Below are 18,180 nucleotides of genomic sequence, written 5' to 3'. Positions count from 1 at the left end.
TCTTCATCGCTTCGAAAATAAAAAACCGGGCATCGCCCGGTTTTTTACTGGCCGTTTCTCATGGGCCGGGCCTGGCGCGGGTTTTCAGTGCAGGAGTCGCGACAGCTCCTGGCGGCGTTCGATCAGGCGATCGGTGTAGGCACGGCTCAGCGCGTGTTCGTACGCGCAGTCACCGCCGTGGCCCATCTCTGCGAGCCGCGATTCGAGAAAGGCAATCTCGTCGCTGAGCCGCAGCCGCCGCAGGGTCGAAGCAGCGGGGTCGGTGGTGATCGGCAGGGCAGGGGCAGGGGGCATGATGGCGGTAGTCCGGGATCGTGGCTGAACCCCGCCATCATTGCGGGCGGCGATGACGTCCGTATGACGCGAGCGGTGCCGGTCAGCGGCTGCGAAAGCGCATCGACAGATCGAGGGCGCGCACGTCCTTGGTCAGTCCGCCGACGGAGATGTAATCGACGCCGGTTTCCGCATAGGCGCGGATCGTGTCCAGACTGATGTTGCCCGAGGCCTCCAGCGGAATGCGTCCGGCGACGAAGGCCACCGCCTCGCGCATGCGCGGCACGTCATGGTTGTCGAGCATGATCACGTCGGGGGTGCAGGCCACCGCCTCGGCGAGTTCCTCGGCCGTCTCGACCTCGACCTCGATCCTGATGCCGGGATGCAAGGCACGGGCTTGGGTGACGGCCGCCGTGATCGAGCCGGCCGCCATGATGTGGTTCTCCTTGATCAGGATCGCGTCATAGAGCCCGATGCGGTGGTTGCTGCAGCCGCCACAGCGCACGGCGTACTTCTGGGCGAGGCGCAGGCCGGGCAGGGTCTTGCGGGTGTCGAGCACGGTGGCGCCGGTTCCGGCCACGGCTTCGGCATAACGCTTCGCCAGGCTCGCCGTGCCCGACAGGGTCTGCAGGAAGTTCAGCGCCGTGCGTTCACCGCTCAGCAGCGCTCGCGACGGGCCGTGCAGCGTGCATAACAGCTGATCGGCACTCACCCGTTCGCCATCCCGGACCCGCCAGTCGATGCGGATCGACGGATCGATCTGGCGGAACACCTCGTCGAACCAGGCCACACCGCAGATCACGGCAGGCTCGCGGGCGATGACCGTGGCTTCGGCGCGATTCGTGGCCGGAATCAGGTCGGCGGTCAGATCGCCGCTGCCGATGTCCTCGGCAAGCGCAGCGCGGACCTGGGCAGCGATGTCGGCGGCATTCATGACGCGTTCGTCTCCGGGGGGCGGCTACTACTACTTATGTGGGAGGGCGGGCAGCGAGCCAGCCGGCGAGCAGCTGGCCCGGACTGCCGAAGTGACAGTCGATGTGGATGCGCCAGTCCGGTGGCGGATCGCCGGGGCTGATCAGCACGGTTGCGGTGCCGGCTGCGCGTCCGCTCAGCAGGTCATGCAGGTGATCGCCGACCATGACGGTATCGCCGGCTTCGGCCTGCCAGTGCTGCAGCAGTCGGGAGATGCCGTCCGGTCGCGGCTTGGGCGGCGCTTCGTGCCGGCCGAACAATGTTTCTTCGGCAAAATGCCGATCCACACCGAGCCTTCGCAACACCTGCCCGGCGACCTCGCGGGTATTGCGGGTCAGCAGTCCCAGCCGGCAGCCGGCCGTTTCCAGGGCCGCGAGCAGTTCGGGCATACCCTCCGCCGCGCGTGCGAGGCTCGCGTATTCGTGTTCGATGGCATCGAGGGCCCGATGCAGGCGCGCGGCTTCGGCTGCGCCGCGGGTGTCGATCCAGTCGATGATGTCGACGTGCCCGGGAATGCCGAGCCGGCGGCGCATCGCCGGAAAGTCATGGACCGCAACCGTCAGCGTGCCGTCGAGATCGAAAATCCAGTGGTGACGCGTCAGGGGCGGCAGCACGGCTCGGGTCAGGATTTCGGACGCTGCAGCCAGGCGTTGATCTCGACCAGATCGGCTTCGCCGAGGTCGCCGGCTGCCTGCTTCAGCAGCAGGCGGTTCAGCACGTAGTCGTAGCGTGCCTTGGCGTAGTCGCGTTCGGCCCGGTACAGCTCGCGCTCGGCATCGAGCACGTCGACGATCGTGCGCGTGCCGACATCGAGGCCGGCGCGCGTGGCATCGAGCGAGCTGCGGTTCGACACCAGCGCCTGCTTCAGGGCCTTGACCTGACTGATCGCTGCCTGCTGGCCACGATGGGCGTTGCGGACCTGGCGGACGATGTCACGCTGCGTGGCCTCGACCTGCTCGCGTGCCGCTTCGTGCTGGTAGGCTGCCTGCCGGGTGCGCGAGGTCACGGCCCCGCCCTGGAACAGCGGGATATTCACCTGGATTCCGACGCGGTTGCCGGACAGATCGCCGCCGCGCGGGCCGAAATCGTTGTCGTAATGGCTGGCGACCAGGTCGAGCGACGGATAATGGCCGGCACGCTGCAGGTCGACGGTTTCCTTGGCGGCATCGGCCGCCTGCAGTGCCGAGCGCAGCGTCGGATTGTTGGCCAGGGCGCGGTCGATCCATGGATCGACGCGGGCCGGATCCGGCATCTTCAGCGGCATGCGCTCGCCGAGTTCATCGAGCGGCCCGTATTCCTGGCCGGTGACGACGCGCAGGGCTTCGCGAGCGTCTTCGAGCGTGTTTTCGGCGGTGATTTCCTGCGCGACCGTCAGGTCATGACGGGCCTGCGCTTCCTGCACGTCGACGACGGTGACCAGACCCACGTCAAAGCGCCGCCGGGCCTGTTCCAGCTCGCGGGCGACGGCATCCTTTTCGGCGCGCGCGAAGCGCAGGTTGTCGAGCGAGGCGAGCACGGTGAAATAACGCGTGGCGACCCGCAGCAGGAACTGCTGGTCGGCATCGGCATAATCGGCTTCGGCCTGGCCGACCAGTGCATCGGCCCGCCGCAGCTGGACGTAGTTTTCCTTGCGGAAAATCGGCTGGGTGAGCGTGACGCCGTAGCTGTGCGAGTTGTACGACGAAACCCCGTTCAGGCCGCGTACGGCGGAGTCGTGATCCCGCTCGAGCGAGGCACCGATCTGTGGCAGCAGGTTGGCAACGGCCTGGGGCTTGTTCTCACCGGCAGCCTGCCGGCTGGCGTCGGCAGCGCGCAACTGCGGATCGCCGTCCTTGGCATCCCGGTATACCTGCAGCAGGTCGACCGCCGGGGCTTCGATGGCGAAACAGGCCAGCAGCAGGCCGACGAGCAGGGCAGGAGGGTGGCGGCGGTTCATGGCGATCCATCATGCGGCGAGCAAGGGAGACAGGGTGGCATGACCTAGAGGCCTCACGTCATGCAGGCGTCGGGGTATACGGGCAATGGCGCGATCCATTCGTCAATGCCGGCATCAGTACCGGGGTACGGCAGGGTCTGCCAGTCTCGCCCAGGCATCGATGCCGCCGGCCAGATTCACCACCTCGACGAAACCTTCGTGCTCAAGAAAGCTGGCTGCGTGCAGGCTGCGGATGCCATGGTGGCAGATGCAGACCACCGGTCGTTCGCCGTCGATCTCGTCATACCGCTCGGCGAGTTCGCCGAGCGGTATGTTGATCGAATCTTCCAGCCGGCACAGCGCGAACTCCCAGCGTTCGCGCACGTCGAGGTACTGGGGTTTTTCCTGCAGTCCGCGCCGCCAGGTGATCAGTTCCAGCGGATCGAGCTGACGCATGGCGAGGCTGGCTCAGAACGTGAAAACGGGCGGGCGGGCTGAATTCAGCAGGCAGGGCAGTTCGGTCTCGAACAGGCTCTCGCTCGTCCATTCCTGCTCGCCGACGCGGGTCACCAGGATCGCTTCCATGATCGGCGCCGTGCCGACCACCGCGAACAGGCGGCCGCTGACGGTCAGCAGGTCGCGCCAGAGCGGGTCGAGCACCGGCAGGGCTCCGGTGATCGCGATCACGTCGTAGCGCAGGTTGCCCCAGCCGCGCGCGGCATCGCCGGTCTGCAGCTGCACATTGTGCAGGCCGGCAGCCTGCAGCCGGGCCTGCGCGGTTTCAGTGAAATCAGCGTGGATGTCGACCGACAGCACGCTGGAGCCGAGCGTGGCGAGACAGGCCGTGACGTAGCCGGAGCCGGTGCCGATTTCGAGGATGCGGTCTTCGGGACGCACCGAGAGGGCCTGCAGCAGCCGGCCTTCAACGTTCGGATTCATCATCGTCTCGCCGTGGCCGAGCGGAATGCGGATGTCCGAAAACGCGAGCTGGCGGTACTGCTCGGGTACGAAGGCTTCGCGCCGGATTTTCGCGAGGACTTCCAGCACCTGCTGATCCAGCACCTCCCAGGGGCGGATCTGCTGTTCGATCATGTTGAAGCGGGCCTGCTCGAAGTTCATGTCGCTCATCATCGAAATCCCTAGGAAGCCGGAAGGGTTCAGGCGCCGCTGCGCCACAGGAGGCGGGGGAGTGTATCACAGGCGGGAGCGCCACCGGCTCGGCTCAGTGTGGACGGTTCAGCGGCGCGGGTCGGCGGGAAGCGTGCTCTGCTGATGCCGGATGGAATAAGCATATCCGCATTGATTACTTTTGGTTTTAAAGCGGCTCCGGTATCGTGCGCGCCATCTGATAACAGGCAGTTGTTCGGCTGGGAGAGACACCGATGAGCGAACATGGCGACTGGCAGGAATTGCTCGCGAGTGGTCCTGCACTCGATGCGCTCAACCTGCGTCTCGAAGCGATGAGTGCCGAACAGCGCATGGAATGGGCGGCCGGGCGCTTCGGCGACGCACTGGTGCTGTCGTCCAGCTTCGGTGCCCAGGCGGCGGTCAGCCTGCACATGGCGACCCGGGTGCTGCCGGGGATTCCGGTCATCCTGGTCGATACCGGTTATCTGTTCCCGGAGACCTACCGCTTCGTCGAGGATCTGACCGAACGGCTGAAGCTCAACCTGCACATCTACCGCTCGCCGCTGTCGCCGGCCTGGCAGGAGGCGCGTTACGGCCGGCTGTGGGAGCAGGGGCTCGAAGGCATCGAGCACTACAACCGCATCAACAAGGTCGAGCCGATGCAGCGCGCACTCGATGAACTGCAGGCCCAGGCCTGGATCGCCGGGCTGCGCCGCCAGCAGGCGAAGAGCCGTTCGGGCCTGTCGGTGGCGCTGCCGCGCAATGGCCGCCTGAAGGTGCATCCGATCATCGACTGGACCGACCGTGACGTCGGCATGTACCTGCGCCGCCATGATCTGCCCTACCACCCGCTCTGGGAGCAGGGCTACGTGTCAATCGGCGACGTGCACACGACCACGCGTCTGGCCGATGGCATGACCGAGGAAGAAACGCGCTTCTTCGGCCTCAAGCGCGAGTGCGGTCTGCACGAGCACGTCTGAATCCCTAGACTGACGCGCTCCTGAAGCCGGAGCGCGTCGGCATGCGTATCCATCCCACCCGTCTCACCGCCAGCGCGCGGCTCGCGGCCGTTTCCGGCTGGCTGCTTGCGCTCGCCGGCTGGCGCTGCGCCGGTCAGCCGCCCGCCGGCAGTTGCGTCGCCATCGGTGCGCCGCACACCTCGAACTGGGACTTCTGCCTGATGCTGGCGCTGGCGCTGCATCACCGGCTGCGGCTGGTCTGGCTCGGCAAGCACACACTGTTCTGCGGCCCGCTCGGCTGGCTGATGATGTGGCTCGGCGGTGTGGCCGTCGATCGCACCCGCACGAATGGCCTGGTCGAGACGGCCGTGGAGGCCTTCCGTGCGCATGAGCAGCTGATTCTGGTCATCGCTCCGGAAGGCACCCGCAGGCGCGGGGTGCGCTGGAAGACCGGCTTCTGGCACATCGCCGATGCTGCCGGCGTGCCGGTCGTGCTCGGCTACATCGACTGGCGGAACAAGGTGGTCGGGTTGGGGCCGGCCATGCACACGAGCGGCGATCTCGATGCCGATCTGATGGCGATCCGGGCGTTCTACCAGCCGTACGAGCGCTGAGGTCCGGCCGGAAGATTTCGCGCTCAGCGATCGAAGGTGAGCAACTGGCCGTCCCGGACCGCCAGCGCCAGCCGGCCTTCGAGCAGATCCAGCACTTCCCGGCCGGCGACACCGGCCCGCCAGCCGTGCAGCAGCGGCAGGTCGCGCTCGCCTTCGACCAGTTGTTCGAGTTCGCGCCGCGCGGCGAGCTGCGCGGTGCTGACGCCTTTCTGCAGGCCGCGCAGCCGCACGATCGCCATCATTGCGTCCACCAGGGCTTCCTGTTCGGCGGCGAGCTGCCGGCGCTGCGGCAGCTGCGGCCAGGATTCCTTCGGCTGCGCCCGGGCTTCGGCAACCAGCGCCAGCAGGGTGGCGCCGTGACGCCGGGCGGTCGCGGCTTCGAGCGTGCGCAACTTGCCGAGCTGGGCCTCGTCGCGCGGCTGCACGCGGGCCAGATCGAGTAGCAGGTCGTCGGCGGCGATCCATTTGCGTGGCCGGTCGCTCGCCATCGCCTGCTGTTCGCGCCATTCGGCGAGCCGGGCCAGCACCGCGAGCTGCACGCCGCGCAGCATGCGGGCGCCCTTGATCCGGCGCCAGGCTTCGGGCGGATTGGGCGCGTAGCGATCGCTGCGGCAGAGATCGATGAAATCCTGCTCCAGCCAGTCCCGGCGACCGAGTCGGGCGAGTTCGTCGAGCAGCAGGCCGTAGACGCTGCGCAGGTGGCGCACGTCATCGGCCGCATAGGCAAGCTGGGTGGCGTCGAGCGGGCGCTGCGCCCAGTCGGTACGGCTCTGCGACTTGTCGAGCGTGATCGACAGCAGGCTTTCGACCAGGGTGCCGTAGCCGGCCTGCTCGCCGTGGCCGAGCAGGCTGGCGGCGATCTGCGTGTCGAACACCGGCTGCGGCACCGCGCCGCGCAGGTGATAGAAGATTTCGAGATCCTGCGACGCCGCATGCAGGACCTTCACCGTCGCCGGATCGTACAGCACGTCGAGCAGCGGGCCGATGTCCGGCAGCGCCAGCGGATCGACACAGGCGATCAGTCCGGGTGTGGCGACCTGGAGCAGGCAGAGTTGCGGGTAATAAGTGCGTTCGCGGATGAATTCGGTATCGAGCGCAAGCCACGGGCTGCCTTGCAGCCGCGCCACCAGGGCTTCGAGTTCGGGGGCGGTGTCGACGTACAGCCAGTCCGCAGCGCTCATGTCAGTCCGCGCTGCGCTGCCAGTGGCCGGAGCGGCCACCCCGTTTCTCCAGCAGGCGCACGGCTTCGATGCACATGCCGCGGTCGACGGCCTTGCACATGTCGTAGATGGTCGCGAGTGCCGTCTGCACGGCGGTCAGGGCTTCCATCTCGACGCCGGTCGGACCGACGGTTTCGGCGGTGGCCCGGCAGAGGACGGCATCCGGGATCGTCTGCGTGTCGAACTCGATGTCGACCCGGGTCAGCGCGATCGGGTGGCATAGCGGGATCAGGTCGGCGGTGCGCTTGGCGCCCATGATGCCGGCGATGCGCGCGATGCCGAGCACGTCACCCTTGCGGTGGTCGCCAGCAAGGATCTTCGCGAGCGTGCCGGCGTGCATCGTGATGCGGCCTTCGGCGATCGCGACGCGGTGCGTGTCGGGCTTGGTGCCGACATCGACCATGTGCGCAGCCCCCGCCGCGTTGAAGTGCGTGAATTCGCTCATGGCATCCGGCGGGAAGGCACCGGAGCCGGCGACGGCCGGCCCCGGCGCGGAACGAGAGGATCGGGCGGGGATTACTTGGCTTCGTTGTACAGCCGGACGCTGTCGGCGATCTCGGCCTGCGCTGCGTCCAGCGAACCCCAGCCGTCGACCTTGACCCACTTGCCCTTGTCGAGATCCTTGTAGTGCTCGAAGAAGTGCGCGATCTGCTTCAGCGTGACTTCCGGCAGATCCTCGATCTTCTCGACGTTCTCGTAGAGGGTGCACTGCTTCTTGATCGGCACCGCGACCAGCTTGGAGTCCTGGCCGCCTTCGTCGGACATGCGCAGCAGGCCGAGCGGACGGCAGCGCACGACGCAGCCCGAGACCAGCGGGAACGGCGTCACGACCAGCACGTCGAGCGGATCACCGTCGCCGCACAGCGTGTTCGGGATGTAGCCGTAATTGCACGGGTAGTGCATCGCCACGTTCATGAAGCGATCCACGAACAGCGCACCGGTCTCCTTGTCGACTTCGTACTTGACCGGGTCGGCGTTGGCCGGAATCTCGATGATGACGTTGAAATCGTTCGGCAGGTCACGGCCTGCGGTCACTCGGTCCAGAATCATGTGCTTTTCCCCCTGCAGGAATATCCGGTTGGACGGAAGCGCGCAGCCTATCACGGCGGCGATGCGAAGTCAGGCGGGCCCAGGCATGTTGCGTCGCCGGCGCGCGGAAATGCGGGGCAGACTGCTGCACACGGGGTTTCGGATGACAAAATAGGACAGGAAAGGAATTTCAGGGGGTTTGCCCGGCCTGGCGGTTGCAAGGGATTGATTGTGCAGGCTGACCGGCAATGTCCTCCGCATGCGGCAACAAGCTTGTGCAGTGCCGCAAGCGGGCGTGCAGCCGGTTCCGCAGGCGGTTTTGCGTTGACAAGCCGGGGAGAAACAGAGGAAAGTATGTTTTCGAACAAATCAAGATGTTAACGGCGCCGGCCGGTCCGGACGCCGATTATCCTTCCGCGGCCGCAAGAGCCGCCGACATGCAAGATCAGGATGGGAATACCGCTATGAGAATCGTGTTGTTGGGGGCACCCGGCTCGGGCAAGGGCACGCAGGCGGAGAACATCGTTGCGCGCTATGGCATCACCCATGTCTCGACCGGCGACCTGCTGCGGGCCGAAGTCGCGGCCGGCACCGAACTCGGCAAGAAGGCCAAGGCGATCATGGATGCCGGTGGGCTGGTATCCGACGAGATCGTGCTCGGCATGATCGAGGAGCGCATGAACAAGGGCTTGTCGGCCGGCTTCCTGCTCGACGGCTTCCCGCGCACGCTGGCTCAGGCCGAAGCGCTCGACGCGATGCTCGCGAAGCTCGAAAAGCCGCTCGACTGCACGCTGTTCTTCGACGTCGACTTCGACGAGATCACCAAGCGCCTGCTGTCGCGCGGCCGTGCCGACGACAACGAGGACACCATCCGCAAGCGCCTGGCCGTCTACGAAGAGCAGACCGCGCCGCTGATCTCCTATTACGAAGGCACCGGCAAGCTGAAGACCGTCAAGGGTGTCGGCAGCGTTGACGAGATTTCGCAGCGCATCTTCGACGTTCTCGACGCGCACCGCTGATTCCGTTCCCGGACCCGGAGTCCGGTGACCCCGCCCGCGCCCCGGCGCCGGCGGGGTTTTTCATGTCCGCGTGTCAGGAGGATCGGCTGAATCCGCCCGGCGCGCCGGCAAATAAAAAAGGCGATCCGCGAACGGATCGCCTTTTCGTGCAGGCTTGCGTGGACGATCAGCGGGCGCTGATGGCCGGCACGTCGCGCTTGGCGGCGCCGATGTACAACTGGCGCGGACGGCCGATCTTCTTGGACGGATCGGAGATCATTTCCATCCAGTGCGAAATCCAGCCGACCGTGCGCGCGATCGCGAACATCGGCGTGAACATTTCGACCGGAATGCCGAGCGCCTTGTAAATGATGCCCGAGTAGAAGTCGACGTTCGGATACAGCTTGCGTTCGACGAAGTATTCGTCCTTCAGCGCGATTTCCTCAAGACGCATCGCCAGTTCCATGCGCGGATCATTGCCGTACTTGGACAGGACCTGGTGGCAGATGCCCTTGATGATCTTCGCGCGCGGGTCGAAGTTCTTGTAGACGCGGTGACCGAAGCCCATCAGCTTGAACGGATCGCTCTTGTCCTTGGCCTTCGCGACGAACTTGTCGATGTTCGACACGTCACCGATCTGGTCGAGCATGCGCAGCACGGCCTCGTTGGCGCCGCCATGCGCCGGACCCCACAGACAGGCGATGCCGGCGGCGATCGCAGCGTAGGGGTTGGCATCGGACGAGCCGGCCAGACGCACGGTCGAGGTCGAGGCGTTCTGCTCGTGATCGGCGTGCAGGATGAACAGCACGTCGAGCGCCTTCTCGGCGACCGGATCGATCTCGAACTCCTCGCAGGGAGTCGAGAACATCATGTGCAGCAGGTTTCCGCAGTACGACAGGTCGTTGCGCGGATACATGAACGGCTGCTGGATGTTGTGCTTGTAGCAGGCCGCGGCGATGGTCGGCAGCTTCGCGATCAGGCGGTGCGCCGTGATCTTGCGGTGCTCCGGATCGAGGATGTTCAGGTTGTCGTGATAGAAGCCGGCGAGCGAGCCGACGACGCCGGTCAGCATCGCCATCGGGTGCGCGTCGTAGTTGAAGCCGTCGAAGAACTTCAGCAGGTTGTCCTTGATCAGCGTGTGATGGCTGATCGTGTACTCGAAGTTCTTCAGCTGCTCGGCGGTCGGCAGTTCGCCGTTGAGCAGCAGGTAGCTGACTTCGAGGTGCGTGCACTGCTCGGCAAGCTGCTCGATCGGGTGGCCGCGGTACAGCAGTTCACCCTTGTCGCCGTCGAGGTAGGTGATCGCGCTCTTGCACGAGGCGGTCGACACGAAGCCCGGATCGTACGTGAAGTAACCGAATTCCTTGTTGAGGGCGCCGATGTCCACGACGGGGTCACCGTGCGTGGGGGTGTAGATCGGCATGTCGACGGTCTTGCCGGACGCATTGTCCTTCAGGGTGACGGTCGCGTTGGACATTCGGCTACCTCCATTATTCGGATTCAGTGCGGGAGATGCTGCAAGGCCCGGCCCTGTCGGGCGACTTCCTGCATGCCGGCTGCCGCGGAGTTCGGGAGGTCCCGAGGCCGATGGCCCCGGACCGGACGACTCCGCATCCGGTCGCATCACGCAGCGCACGGGTGAACGTCGCTGGCGGATGCGGACCGGACCCCCATTTCAGCTGGCATGCCACGCCCCGGGATCCGGGCGGGGCGGGATCATAAACCGAAGCGTCACATCCTGTCCCGGCCTTTCGATGCCTCATTGCGAAAACCGCAATGCTGGATCCATGTATTTGAAATATCAGTTTTTTTATAGGCTCTCGCCGGATTCCGCCGGCCGGCGGAAGGCAAGAAAAAAGGCATCGCGAGGATGCCTTTTTCCGGATGCCGCAGGATTTCCTGCGCTTACAGGCCGTACTTGCGGCGGAAGCGGTCGACGCGGCCGGCGGTGTCGACGATCTTCTGCTTGCCGGTATAGAACGGGTGCGAGGCGCTGGAGACTTCGACCTTGACCAGCGGATATTCCTTGCCGTCGGTCCAGGTGATCTTGTCCTTGGTCCGGATCGTCGAGCGGGTCAGGAACGAGAAGTCCGCCGACAGGTCCTGGAACACCACTTCGCGGTATTCGGGGTGGATGCCTTTCTTCATGAACGTCAAACCTTGCGTGCGTGAGCCGGTGGACGACGCGGGCACGCGCCGGTCCGGGAAGCCGTGCACCCCGTCGGGGGCGACAAAGGGGCGGTACGATAAGCAAATCGTGCCGGGCACGCAAGCATCGCCGCCGGCCGGGGCTTGCCGCCACCGGCAGGCTCCGGTATAAGCCGCGCGCTTGCGCGGCGTCCGTAACCGCTTTACCGGAAAGAAAAAATGGCCAACACCGAACCCCGGGTCGGCTTCGTCAGCCTCGGCTGCCCGAAGGCGCTCGTCGATTCCGAACAGATCCTGACCCGGCTGCGGGCCGAGGGCTACGCGATCTCGCCCGACTATCGCGGCTCCGATCTGGTCGTCGTCAACACCTGCGGTTTCATCGATGCCGCGATCGAGGAGTCGCTCGATGCGATCGGCGAGGCGCTGACCGAGAACGGTCGCGTCATCGTCACCGGCTGCCTCGGCGCCCGGCCCGAGCGCATCACCGAGGTGCATCCGAAGGTGCTGGCGGTGACCGGCCCGCATGCGCTCGAAGAAGTCATGGGGGCGGTGCATGAACATCTGCCGAAGCCGCACGATCCGTTTCTGGATCTCGTGCCGCCGGCCGGCATCAAGCTGACGCCGCGCCATTACGCCTACCTGAAGATTTCCGAAGGCTGCAACCATCGCTGCACGTTCTGCATCATCCCGCAGATGCGCGGCGATCTGGTCAGCCGCCCGGTCGGCGACGTGCTGCTGGAGGCCGAGAACCTCGTGCGCGCCGGCGTGCAGGAGCTGCTGGTGATCTCGCAGGACACCAGTGCCTACGGCGTCGACGTGCGCTACCGCACCGGCTTCTGGGGCGGGCGGCCGGTGAAGACGCAGATGAGCGCGCTCGCCGAGGCGCTCGGCACGCTCGGCGTCTGGGTGCGGCTGCACTACGTCTATCCGTACCCGAGCGTCGATGACGTGATCCCGCTGATGGCGGAAGGCAAGATCCTGCCCTACCTCGACGTGCCGCTGCAGCACGCGAGCCCGCGCGTGCTGAAGGCCATGAAGCGGCCCGGCGACATCGACGGCACGCTGGCGCGCATCCGCCGCTGGCGCGAGCAGTGCCCGGAACTCACGCTGCGCAGCACCTTCATCGTCGGCTTCCCGGGCGAGACCGATGACGACTTCGAGCGCCTGCTCGACTTCCTCGAAGAGGCCGAACTCGATCGGGTCGGCTGCTTCGCGTATTCGCCGGTCGAGGGGGCTCCGGCCAATGCGCTCGACGGCGCAGTGCCCGAGGCGCTGAAGCAGGAGCGGCTGGCGCGCTTCATGGAAGTGCAGGCCGGCATCAGCGCCGCGAAGCTCGAACAGCGCATCGGCAGCGAGTGCGAGCTGCTGATCGACGGCTACGCCGAGGATGGCCGTGCGGTCGGACGCAGCGCCGCCGAGGCGCCGGAGATCGACGGCATCGTCGCGATCGAGGACAGCAGCCACTGCCGGCCGGGCCAGCGCGTGCGCGTGCGCATCATCGATGCCGACGAGCACGACCTGTACGCCGAACTGCTCTGACGCCCATGCCCGCCCGCTGCGGCCTCAGCCGGGCAGCGGCTGGCCGGCGAGCGCGAGTTCCATCGTGCAGACGCGGTTGAACACCTCGGCATCGCGAAGCCTTTCCGGCACGAACAGCGCGCGCATGTGCGGCAGCGCCGGATCGAGGCCGGCGGCGCTGAGCGCGGCATCCCCGAGCCAGACCGGGCGCGGCGGCAGCGGGCCGCGCTGCTGCAGCCGGTAGCTGTAGCGGCGCAGCCAGGTCGGGCGCAGGAAGGTCAGCTGCATCTTCAGCCGGTAGCGGAGATCCGGGCCGTCGGCCGGCACGAAGCCGTAGGCGCTCGGATAGCGCGCGAGCGCCGGATGCACGCGCTCGATGATCTTCGCCTCCAGCCGTCCGTAGTCCTTCCACGCGATCGGCTCGCGCTCGGTGCCGCTGAACACGGCCGGCTCCAGATACGGGAACAGCAGCGGCCCGAAGCGCTGGTTCAGGCCGACATCACGCGCGGTCCAGTAGCGCGCCCGGTGCAGCGGATACAGCGCCTCGATGTCGGCGCGGGTGAGCGCCTGGTCGTCGGGCGCCGTCGTCCCGATCGCCGCCAGCAGGTCGGCGCTCATCGCCGTGTCGTAGGCTTCGGCATCGAAGGCGCCGGTCATCGCCTGCGGGTCGTGGCGCGAGTAGAACGACCAGACCACGTCGCGCGCCCGGTAGCGCCGGTCGGGCAGGTAGAAGAAGTTGCGGAACACCTCGCCGGCCGAGCCGTTCAGCACCGAGACATCGCCCGGCACGCGCAGCAGGCGGTCCTCGGCATCGACGCCGCTGTCGAACAGGCCGTCGTTCTTCCAGCCGTCGAAGCGCACCCAGGCGCGCTCGGTGTGGCCGGCCGAGGGCGGCGGTGCGGTCTGCGACTTGTCGACGTGTTCGAGCGCGAGGCCTTCGCCGGCGGCGATGGCCTTGGCGACGCGCACGTCGTCGTCCCCGGCGCGGCCGTAGACGTAGACCTGCGGATCCAGCCCGGCATCGAGCAGCAGCGCCAGCATCAGCCGCGAGTCATAGCCCCCGGAGAGCGCGGTGCGGAAGCGCCCGCCGCCGGCCGCGTAGACGCGAAACAGCGCGCGCAGCCGCGCGGCGTAGTCCTCGGCGGCCTCGTCGATCGAGGCGTGCTGCGGTGCATCAGCGGCCGGCAGCCGGTATTCGGCGCTGATTTCCGCCTGCGGTCCGAGGGTGAGCAGGCTGCCGCGGCGCAGCTGGCGGATCTCGCGGATGAAGGTCCGGGTGCCGTAGGTCGCGCCGTTCCAGGCGTATTCCCAGGCGCCCTGGGCATCGGGCGTCGCCTGCGCGAGATTCGCGCGCAGGGCCGTGAAGCTGCTCGACAGCAGCGTGCGTCCGCCGTCGTGGTAGACCTTGTAGCCGCCGAGCGCGTCGGTGGCGAGGAACATCCGCCCGGCCTTGCAGACGATCACCGCGAAATGGCCGCGGCTGCCGGACCACGGAAAGCGCTCGCCATCGAAGTCATCGAGCAGGGATTCGAGGCCGGCCGTGCCGCGCGCCCCCCGGTAAAAGAACACCCCGGTGCAGGCGGCGAAGTCGCCGTTGTCGCGCTGCACGAGTTGCGGGCCGAGGCCGTTCAGCGCCCCGAACAGGTCGAGCCGCCAGTCGCCGGCCGTGAGGCGCAGCGGCTCGCGGAAGCCGTGGCGCCGGTGCGCGGCCAGCCATGCCGGCTGCAGCGGATCGGGGCGCTCGCGCCGCGACAGGATGAACAGACCCACGGACGATCCCCCGGCAGGCCCCGGAGCGGGGCGGGGCGGCACTATCCGGGAAGCCGCCGGCCGCGTGCAAGCGCACCGCCGGCGTCCGGGCCGGCCGCGGGGCTACAGGAAGTCGACGTGGCGGATGCGGTCCAGCCGCAGGCAGCGCGGTTCGCCGTCCAGGGTTTCGGCGAGCAGGAATTCCTGGTGCATGCGCGTCTGCAGGTCGCAGGGCAGCACGGTTTCGAGGTGCGTGCCGCCGGCCTCGTCGCGCCAGACCAGCCGCAGCGTGCGCCGGTGCATGATCGCCAGCTCGTAGCGGCTGTAGAGCTCGCAGTCGATCGGCACATACGGGTCGGCGGCCGGGTCGGCGTCATCGATGTCGATGTGCATGTCAGTCGCCCTCGCGCAGGGTTTCGACGGCGAGCAGCGAGCCGTCGGCAGCGACGCGGATGCGGAACACGACCGGTGCGCAGCAGACCCGGCAGTCCTCGACGTATTCGGCATCGCCGGCGGAGGTGTCGATGTCCGCCTCGAAGCCTTCCCCGCACCACGGACAGTCGACGAACCAGGATTCGAGCATCGGTGCAGTCCCTTCAGCGCGGGGTCATGAACAGCTGCAGCAGATCGTTCACGAATTGTAGGCCGTGCGCGCTGGCGCGCAGGCGCTGTGGATCGGCTTCGAGCAGGCCGCGCGCGCGCGCCGTCGCCAGCGGCGCTTCGAGCGCTTCGAGCGCAAGCCCGGTGCGTTCGGCATACAGCGGCGCCGGCACACCGTCGATCAGGCGCAGCGCGTTCAGCAGGAACTCGAACGGCAGCTCGGCTTCCGGCACGGTTTCCTCGTGGCCGGCCGTGCCGCGCGGGGCGGTTTCCAGGTAATCGCGCGGGTTGCGGGCCTTGCGCGTGCGGCGGATCTCGCCGGCGTGCGGGTCGGTGCGCTTGCCGTGGGCACCGGCACCGAGGCCGAGGTAGTCGCCGAACTCCCAGTAGTTCAGGTTGTGCCGGCAGCGGCGGCCGGGCTGCGCGTAGGCGGAGATTTCATAACGCTCGTAGCCGCGGGCTTCGAGGCGCGCGCGGCAGGCGGCCTCGATGTCGGCGACCGTGTCGTCATCGGGCAGCACCGGGGGCCGGGCGTGGAACAGCGTGTTCGGCTCCAGCGTCAGCTGGTAGTGCGACAGGTGTGCCGGCTCCAGATCGATCGCGATCGCAAGATCGGCGAGCGCCGTGGCCGGCGTCTGCTGCTCCAGGCCGTACATCAGATCGAGGTTGAAGCCGTCGGGATAGCCCGCGGCGTGTGCGGCCTCGGCGGCGCGCATCGCCTCGCGCCGGCCGTGGATGCGCCCGAGCCGGCCGAGCTGGTCGTCATCGAAGCTCTGCACGCCGATCGACAGCCGCGTGATGCCGGCGGCGCGCAGTTCCGCGTAGCGCCCGGCCTCGACCGAGCCCGGATTGGCTTCGAGCGTGATCTCGGCATCCGGGCGCAGCGGCAGGCGCGCGCGCAGGCCGGCGAGCAGGCGCTCGATCGCTTCGGGCGAGAACAGGCTCGGCGTGCCGCCGCCGATGAATACGGTATCGACACGCCGCCCCCAGACGCCCGGCAGTTCGTGTTCGAGGTCGGCCAGCAGCGCATCGACGTAGGCGGCTTCCGGCAGCGGGCCGGTCGCGGCGTGCGAGTTGAAGTCGCAGTACGGGCACTTGCGCACGCACCACGGCAGATGCACGTATACGGCGAGCGGGATCGGGGCGGTGAAGTTCGGCATGGCGTAGGGCCCGGGTGACGGACGAAACGGAATCACGGCGCCGCATTTGTTCCTGGCGCCGGGCTTTGTCATGATTTGAAACTTTTCATTACCAGAATCCGGAAGCCGCGCACCGGCAGCGCGCAGTGAACCGGACCCCCAGGGACGCCGGATCGGCACCTATCAAGGGACATACGGGGCAAGCGGAGGAGGACTCGCGGCATGAGCATGGACAAGTCGATGGTTTTGCTGAAAACCGTCAAGGGACTCGATGAAATCCAGAACAAGGTCCATGGCCTGGCGCCGAAACGCCGGCGCGTGCTGATCATGGTCGACGGCCGCATGACGGTCGCCGAGATGCTCGAGCGGCTCGCCGCCCTCGGCAGCGATCTGGAAGCCCAGCTCGAAAGCCTGCTGAGCGAAGGGTTTCTGGCGCCGGCCGGTGCGGCATCGGCGCGCGCGGCCCCGGCACCGGGCGCTGCACCGGCCCTGAAGCCGGCCGCCCTCGATGCCTCCCCGCTCCCCGGGCCGGTCGAGGCCGTGATCCCGCAGTTTGCGGAGTTCAACCTCGACAAGGCCAAGGGCTTCGCCCGCTACGTCGTGCTCGGCGCGCTCGGCCCGGTCGGCGGCAAGCGTGCCGCGCGCATCGAGCAGACGCGCTCGGCCGGCGAGCTGCGCGCCGAACTCGACGAGCTGCGCGACGTGCTGCCGAAGCTGATGCCGAAGCGCCAGGCCGAGCAGGTCTGGAAGCAGCTCGAACCGCTGATGCTGTCGATCACCGAGGCGCCATCGGTCAGCGCGATGCCGCAGACCCTGCCGCCCTAACGTGCGCCTGCCGCCAGCGCCGCGTGCAGCGCCGCCAGCGCGCGGCCGCGGTGGCTCAGCCGGTTCTTGTCGGCGAGCGCCAGTTCGGCGGCCGTCACCGTGCAGTCGGCGGGCTGGAACAGCGGGTCGTAGCCGAAGCCGCCGCTGCCGCGCGCCGCGCTGAGCACCGTGCCTTCCCAGGTGCCGGCGCAGATCAGCGGCATCGGGTCGCGGGCGTGGCGCAGATACACCAGCACGCAGCGGTAGCGCGCGCTGCGTCGTGCCGGGGGCACGCCGGCCAGCTCCGCCAGCAGCCGGGCGTTGTTGGCGGCGTCATCGGCGCCCGGCCCGGCGAAGCGCGCCGAATAGATGCCCGGCGCCCCGTCGAGCGCGTCGACCTCGATGCCGGAGTCATCGGCGATCGCCGGCAGGCCGGTGTGTGCGGCGGCGTTGCGCGCCTTCAGGATCGCGTTCTCGACGAAGCTCAGCCCGGTCTCCTCGGCTTCGGGCACACCGAAGCGCGACTGCGGCAGGACTTCGCAGCCGAGATCGGCGAGGCAGGCGGCCAGCTCGCGCACCTTGCCGGCGTTACCGGTCGCGAGCACGACGCGGCGCGGTCCGGACGGTACATCGTTCATCGGAATTTCCTCGTTCTGAATCAGGGTTTCGCTCGGCTTGTTGCATTGCAGCGGCCGGTTCATGATCCGGCTGCCCGGGACACGGAAAAAATAACCGGGCAGCACGGCTTCAGACAGACCGATCAGACCGAGGGCCGCCCGCCATGCACCCCGATGTCATCCTGAGCCGGACCGGTCTCGCACAGACCGAAATCCGCGATCGCACCCGTCAGCTCACCCCCCGCCTGCGCCGCCTGCTGCTGCTCGTGGACGGGCACACCAGCGTCGCCGGCACCGTCGAGCGCTACGGCGGTCTGTTCGGCCCGGACATCGGCACGCTGATCGATGACCTGCACAGCCGCGGCTACCTGGCCGGCACGGCGATGACCGCGGCCGGCGACGACGCGCCGCTCGTGCCGGCGGACACGCCGCTGACGCTCGACGCCGCGCGCGAGCGCGCGCTCGAACTGCTGGCCACGGTGGTCGGGCCGGTCGGT

General features: G+C 67.6%; 21 protein-coding genes and 1 pseudogene. 6 read left to right on the top strand and 16 right to left on the bottom strand.

All coding sequences use genetic code 11. The features are described 5' to 3' along the window. Positions 1-84: 84 nt before the first annotated feature. From PKE44_RS01130 to PKE44_RS01105, 6 genes are all read right to left on the bottom strand, one after another. Positions 85-294, bottom strand: coding sequence for a hypothetical protein (locus PKE44_RS01130; protein WP_324547818.1), 210 nt, complete (start codon positions 292-294; stop codon positions 85-87). An 82-nt stretch (positions 295-376) separates the two neighbouring features. Next, positions 377-1,207 (bottom strand): carboxylating nicotinate-nucleotide diphosphorylase, encoded by an 831-nt coding sequence (nadC, locus tag PKE44_RS01125; protein ID WP_324547817.1) that lies wholly within the window; start codon positions 1,205-1,207, stop codon positions 377-379. Between the two features lie 34 nt (positions 1,208-1,241). Beyond that, positions 1,242-1,859, bottom strand: a complete 618-nt coding sequence (locus PKE44_RS01120) for an HAD family hydrolase (RefSeq protein WP_324547816.1) — start codon at positions 1,857-1,859, stop codon at positions 1,242-1,244. 8 nt (positions 1,860-1,867) lie between these two features. Continuing rightward, on the bottom strand, positions 1,868-3,181 hold the full coding sequence (locus tag PKE44_RS01115) for a TolC family outer membrane protein (protein WP_324547815.1): 1,314 nt from the start codon (positions 3,179-3,181) through the stop codon (positions 1,868-1,870). A 114-nt stretch (positions 3,182-3,295) separates the two neighbouring features. Further along, positions 3,296-3,616, bottom strand: a complete 321-nt coding sequence (locus PKE44_RS01110) for a rhodanese-like domain-containing protein (protein ID WP_324547814.1) — start codon at positions 3,614-3,616, stop codon at positions 3,296-3,298. A 12-nt stretch (positions 3,617-3,628) separates the two neighbouring features. Continuing rightward, positions 3,629-4,288 carry a protein-L-isoaspartate O-methyltransferase gene (locus PKE44_RS01105; RefSeq protein WP_324547813.1) on the bottom strand — a complete coding sequence of 220 codons (660 nt, stop codon included), beginning with the start codon at positions 4,286-4,288 and terminating at the stop codon, positions 3,629-3,631. Between the two features lie 254 nt (positions 4,289-4,542). Between PKE44_RS01105 and PKE44_RS01100 the strand changes: the two genes are divergently transcribed. Both PKE44_RS01100 and PKE44_RS01095 read left to right on the top strand, forming a co-directional pair. After that, on the top strand, positions 4,543-5,268 hold the full coding sequence (locus PKE44_RS01100) for a phosphoadenylyl-sulfate reductase (RefSeq protein ID WP_324547812.1): 726 nt from the start codon (positions 4,543-4,545) through the stop codon (positions 5,266-5,268). Between the two features lie 41 nt (positions 5,269-5,309). After that, positions 5,310-5,861: a lysophospholipid acyltransferase family protein gene (locus tag PKE44_RS01095; protein WP_324547811.1), complete on the top strand. Its 552-nt coding sequence runs from the start codon at positions 5,310-5,312 to the stop codon at positions 5,859-5,861. 23 nt (positions 5,862-5,884) lie between these two features. Here the strand turns inward: PKE44_RS01095 and rnd are convergent, their stop codons facing one another. The 3 genes from rnd to ppa all read right to left on the bottom strand — a co-directional run bounded on the left by rnd (position 5,885) and on the right by ppa (position 8,131). Further along, positions 5,885-7,042 (bottom strand): ribonuclease D, encoded by a 1,158-nt coding sequence (gene rnd / locus PKE44_RS01090; protein ID WP_324547810.1) that lies wholly within the window; start codon positions 7,040-7,042, stop codon positions 5,885-5,887. Between the two features lies 1 nt (position 7,043). Beyond that, on the bottom strand, positions 7,044-7,526 hold the full coding sequence (moaC, locus tag PKE44_RS01085) for a cyclic pyranopterin monophosphate synthase MoaC (protein ID WP_324547809.1): 483 nt from the start codon (positions 7,524-7,526) through the stop codon (positions 7,044-7,046). Positions 7,527-7,597: 71 nt separating this feature from the next. Next, positions 7,598-8,131, bottom strand: a complete 534-nt coding sequence (gene ppa, locus PKE44_RS01080; RefSeq protein WP_324547808.1) for an inorganic diphosphatase — start codon at positions 8,129-8,131, stop codon at positions 7,598-7,600. Between the two features lie 443 nt (positions 8,132-8,574). Here ppa and PKE44_RS01075 point away from each other — a divergent pair, with 443 nt between their 5' ends. Further along, positions 8,575-9,129, top strand: a complete 555-nt coding sequence (locus PKE44_RS01075; RefSeq protein WP_324547807.1) for an adenylate kinase — start codon at positions 8,575-8,577, stop codon at positions 9,127-9,129. Positions 9,130-9,295: 166 nt separating this feature from the next. On the opposite strand, the gene PKE44_RS01070 is transcribed toward PKE44_RS01075, so the two are convergent. Both PKE44_RS01070 and PKE44_RS01065 read right to left on the bottom strand, forming a co-directional pair. After that, on the bottom strand, positions 9,296-10,585 hold the full coding sequence (locus PKE44_RS01070) for a citrate synthase (protein WP_324547806.1): 1,290 nt from the start codon (positions 10,583-10,585) through the stop codon (positions 9,296-9,298). 428 nt (positions 10,586-11,013) lie between these two features. After that, positions 11,014-11,256, bottom strand: coding sequence for a type B 50S ribosomal protein L31 (locus tag PKE44_RS01065; protein ID WP_324547805.1), 243 nt, complete (start codon positions 11,254-11,256; stop codon positions 11,014-11,016). Positions 11,257-11,475: 219 nt separating this feature from the next. On the opposite strand from PKE44_RS01065, the gene rimO reads away from it, so the two are divergent. Further along, entirely contained in the window at positions 11,476-12,795 is a 1,320-nt protein-coding gene (gene rimO, locus PKE44_RS01060; RefSeq protein WP_324547804.1) for a 30S ribosomal protein S12 methylthiotransferase RimO, read from the top strand. Between the two features lie 24 nt (positions 12,796-12,819). Here rimO and PKE44_RS01055 read toward each other — a convergent pair whose 3' ends face one another. The 4 genes from PKE44_RS01055 to hemW form a co-directional block, all read right to left on the bottom strand. Continuing rightward, positions 12,820-14,544: a hypothetical protein gene (locus tag PKE44_RS01055; RefSeq protein WP_324547803.1), complete on the bottom strand. Its 1,725-nt coding sequence runs from the start codon at positions 14,542-14,544 to the stop codon at positions 12,820-12,822. Between the two features lie 102 nt (positions 14,545-14,646). Further along, positions 14,647-14,916: a transcriptional antiterminator, Rof gene (locus PKE44_RS01050; RefSeq protein ID WP_324547802.1), complete on the bottom strand. Its 270-nt coding sequence runs from the start codon at positions 14,914-14,916 to the stop codon at positions 14,647-14,649. Between the two features lies 1 nt (position 14,917). Then, positions 14,918-15,106, bottom strand: coding sequence for a CPXCG motif-containing cysteine-rich protein (locus PKE44_RS01045; protein ID WP_324547801.1), 189 nt, complete (start codon positions 15,104-15,106; stop codon positions 14,918-14,920). Between the two features lie 13 nt (positions 15,107-15,119). Then, the gene (gene hemW, locus PKE44_RS01040; RefSeq protein ID WP_324547800.1) at positions 15,120-16,283 is read right to left on the bottom strand and encodes a radical SAM family heme chaperone HemW; all 1,164 of its coding nucleotides are present in this window, start codon (positions 16,281-16,283) and stop codon (positions 15,120-15,122) included. A 201-nt stretch (positions 16,284-16,484) separates the two neighbouring features. Between hemW and PKE44_RS01035 the strand changes: the two genes are divergently transcribed. Continuing rightward, positions 16,485-17,087, top strand: a complete 603-nt coding sequence (locus PKE44_RS01035; protein ID WP_324547799.1) for a hypothetical protein — start codon at positions 16,485-16,487, stop codon at positions 17,085-17,087. Here the strand turns inward: PKE44_RS01035 and rdgB are convergent. Further along, positions 17,084-17,704, bottom strand: coding sequence for an RdgB/HAM1 family non-canonical purine NTP pyrophosphatase (gene rdgB / locus PKE44_RS01030; protein ID WP_324547798.1), 621 nt, complete (start codon positions 17,702-17,704; stop codon positions 17,084-17,086). The genes PKE44_RS01035 and rdgB overlap by 4 nt on opposite strands. A gap of 143 nt (positions 17,705-17,847) precedes the next feature. Between rdgB and PKE44_RS01025 the strand changes: the two are divergent. Continuing rightward, positions 17,848-18,180 (top strand): annotated as a pseudogene (locus tag PKE44_RS01025) (hypothetical protein); the annotation flags it as partial.

The sequence above is a fragment of the Plasticicumulans sp. genome, from assembly GCF_035331805.1.
Lineage (GTDB): Bacteria > Pseudomonadota > Gammaproteobacteria > Competibacterales > Competibacteraceae > Plasticicumulans.
Note: the sequence above shows the minus strand (reverse complement) of the source record. Positions and strands in the feature narration are given on the sequence as shown.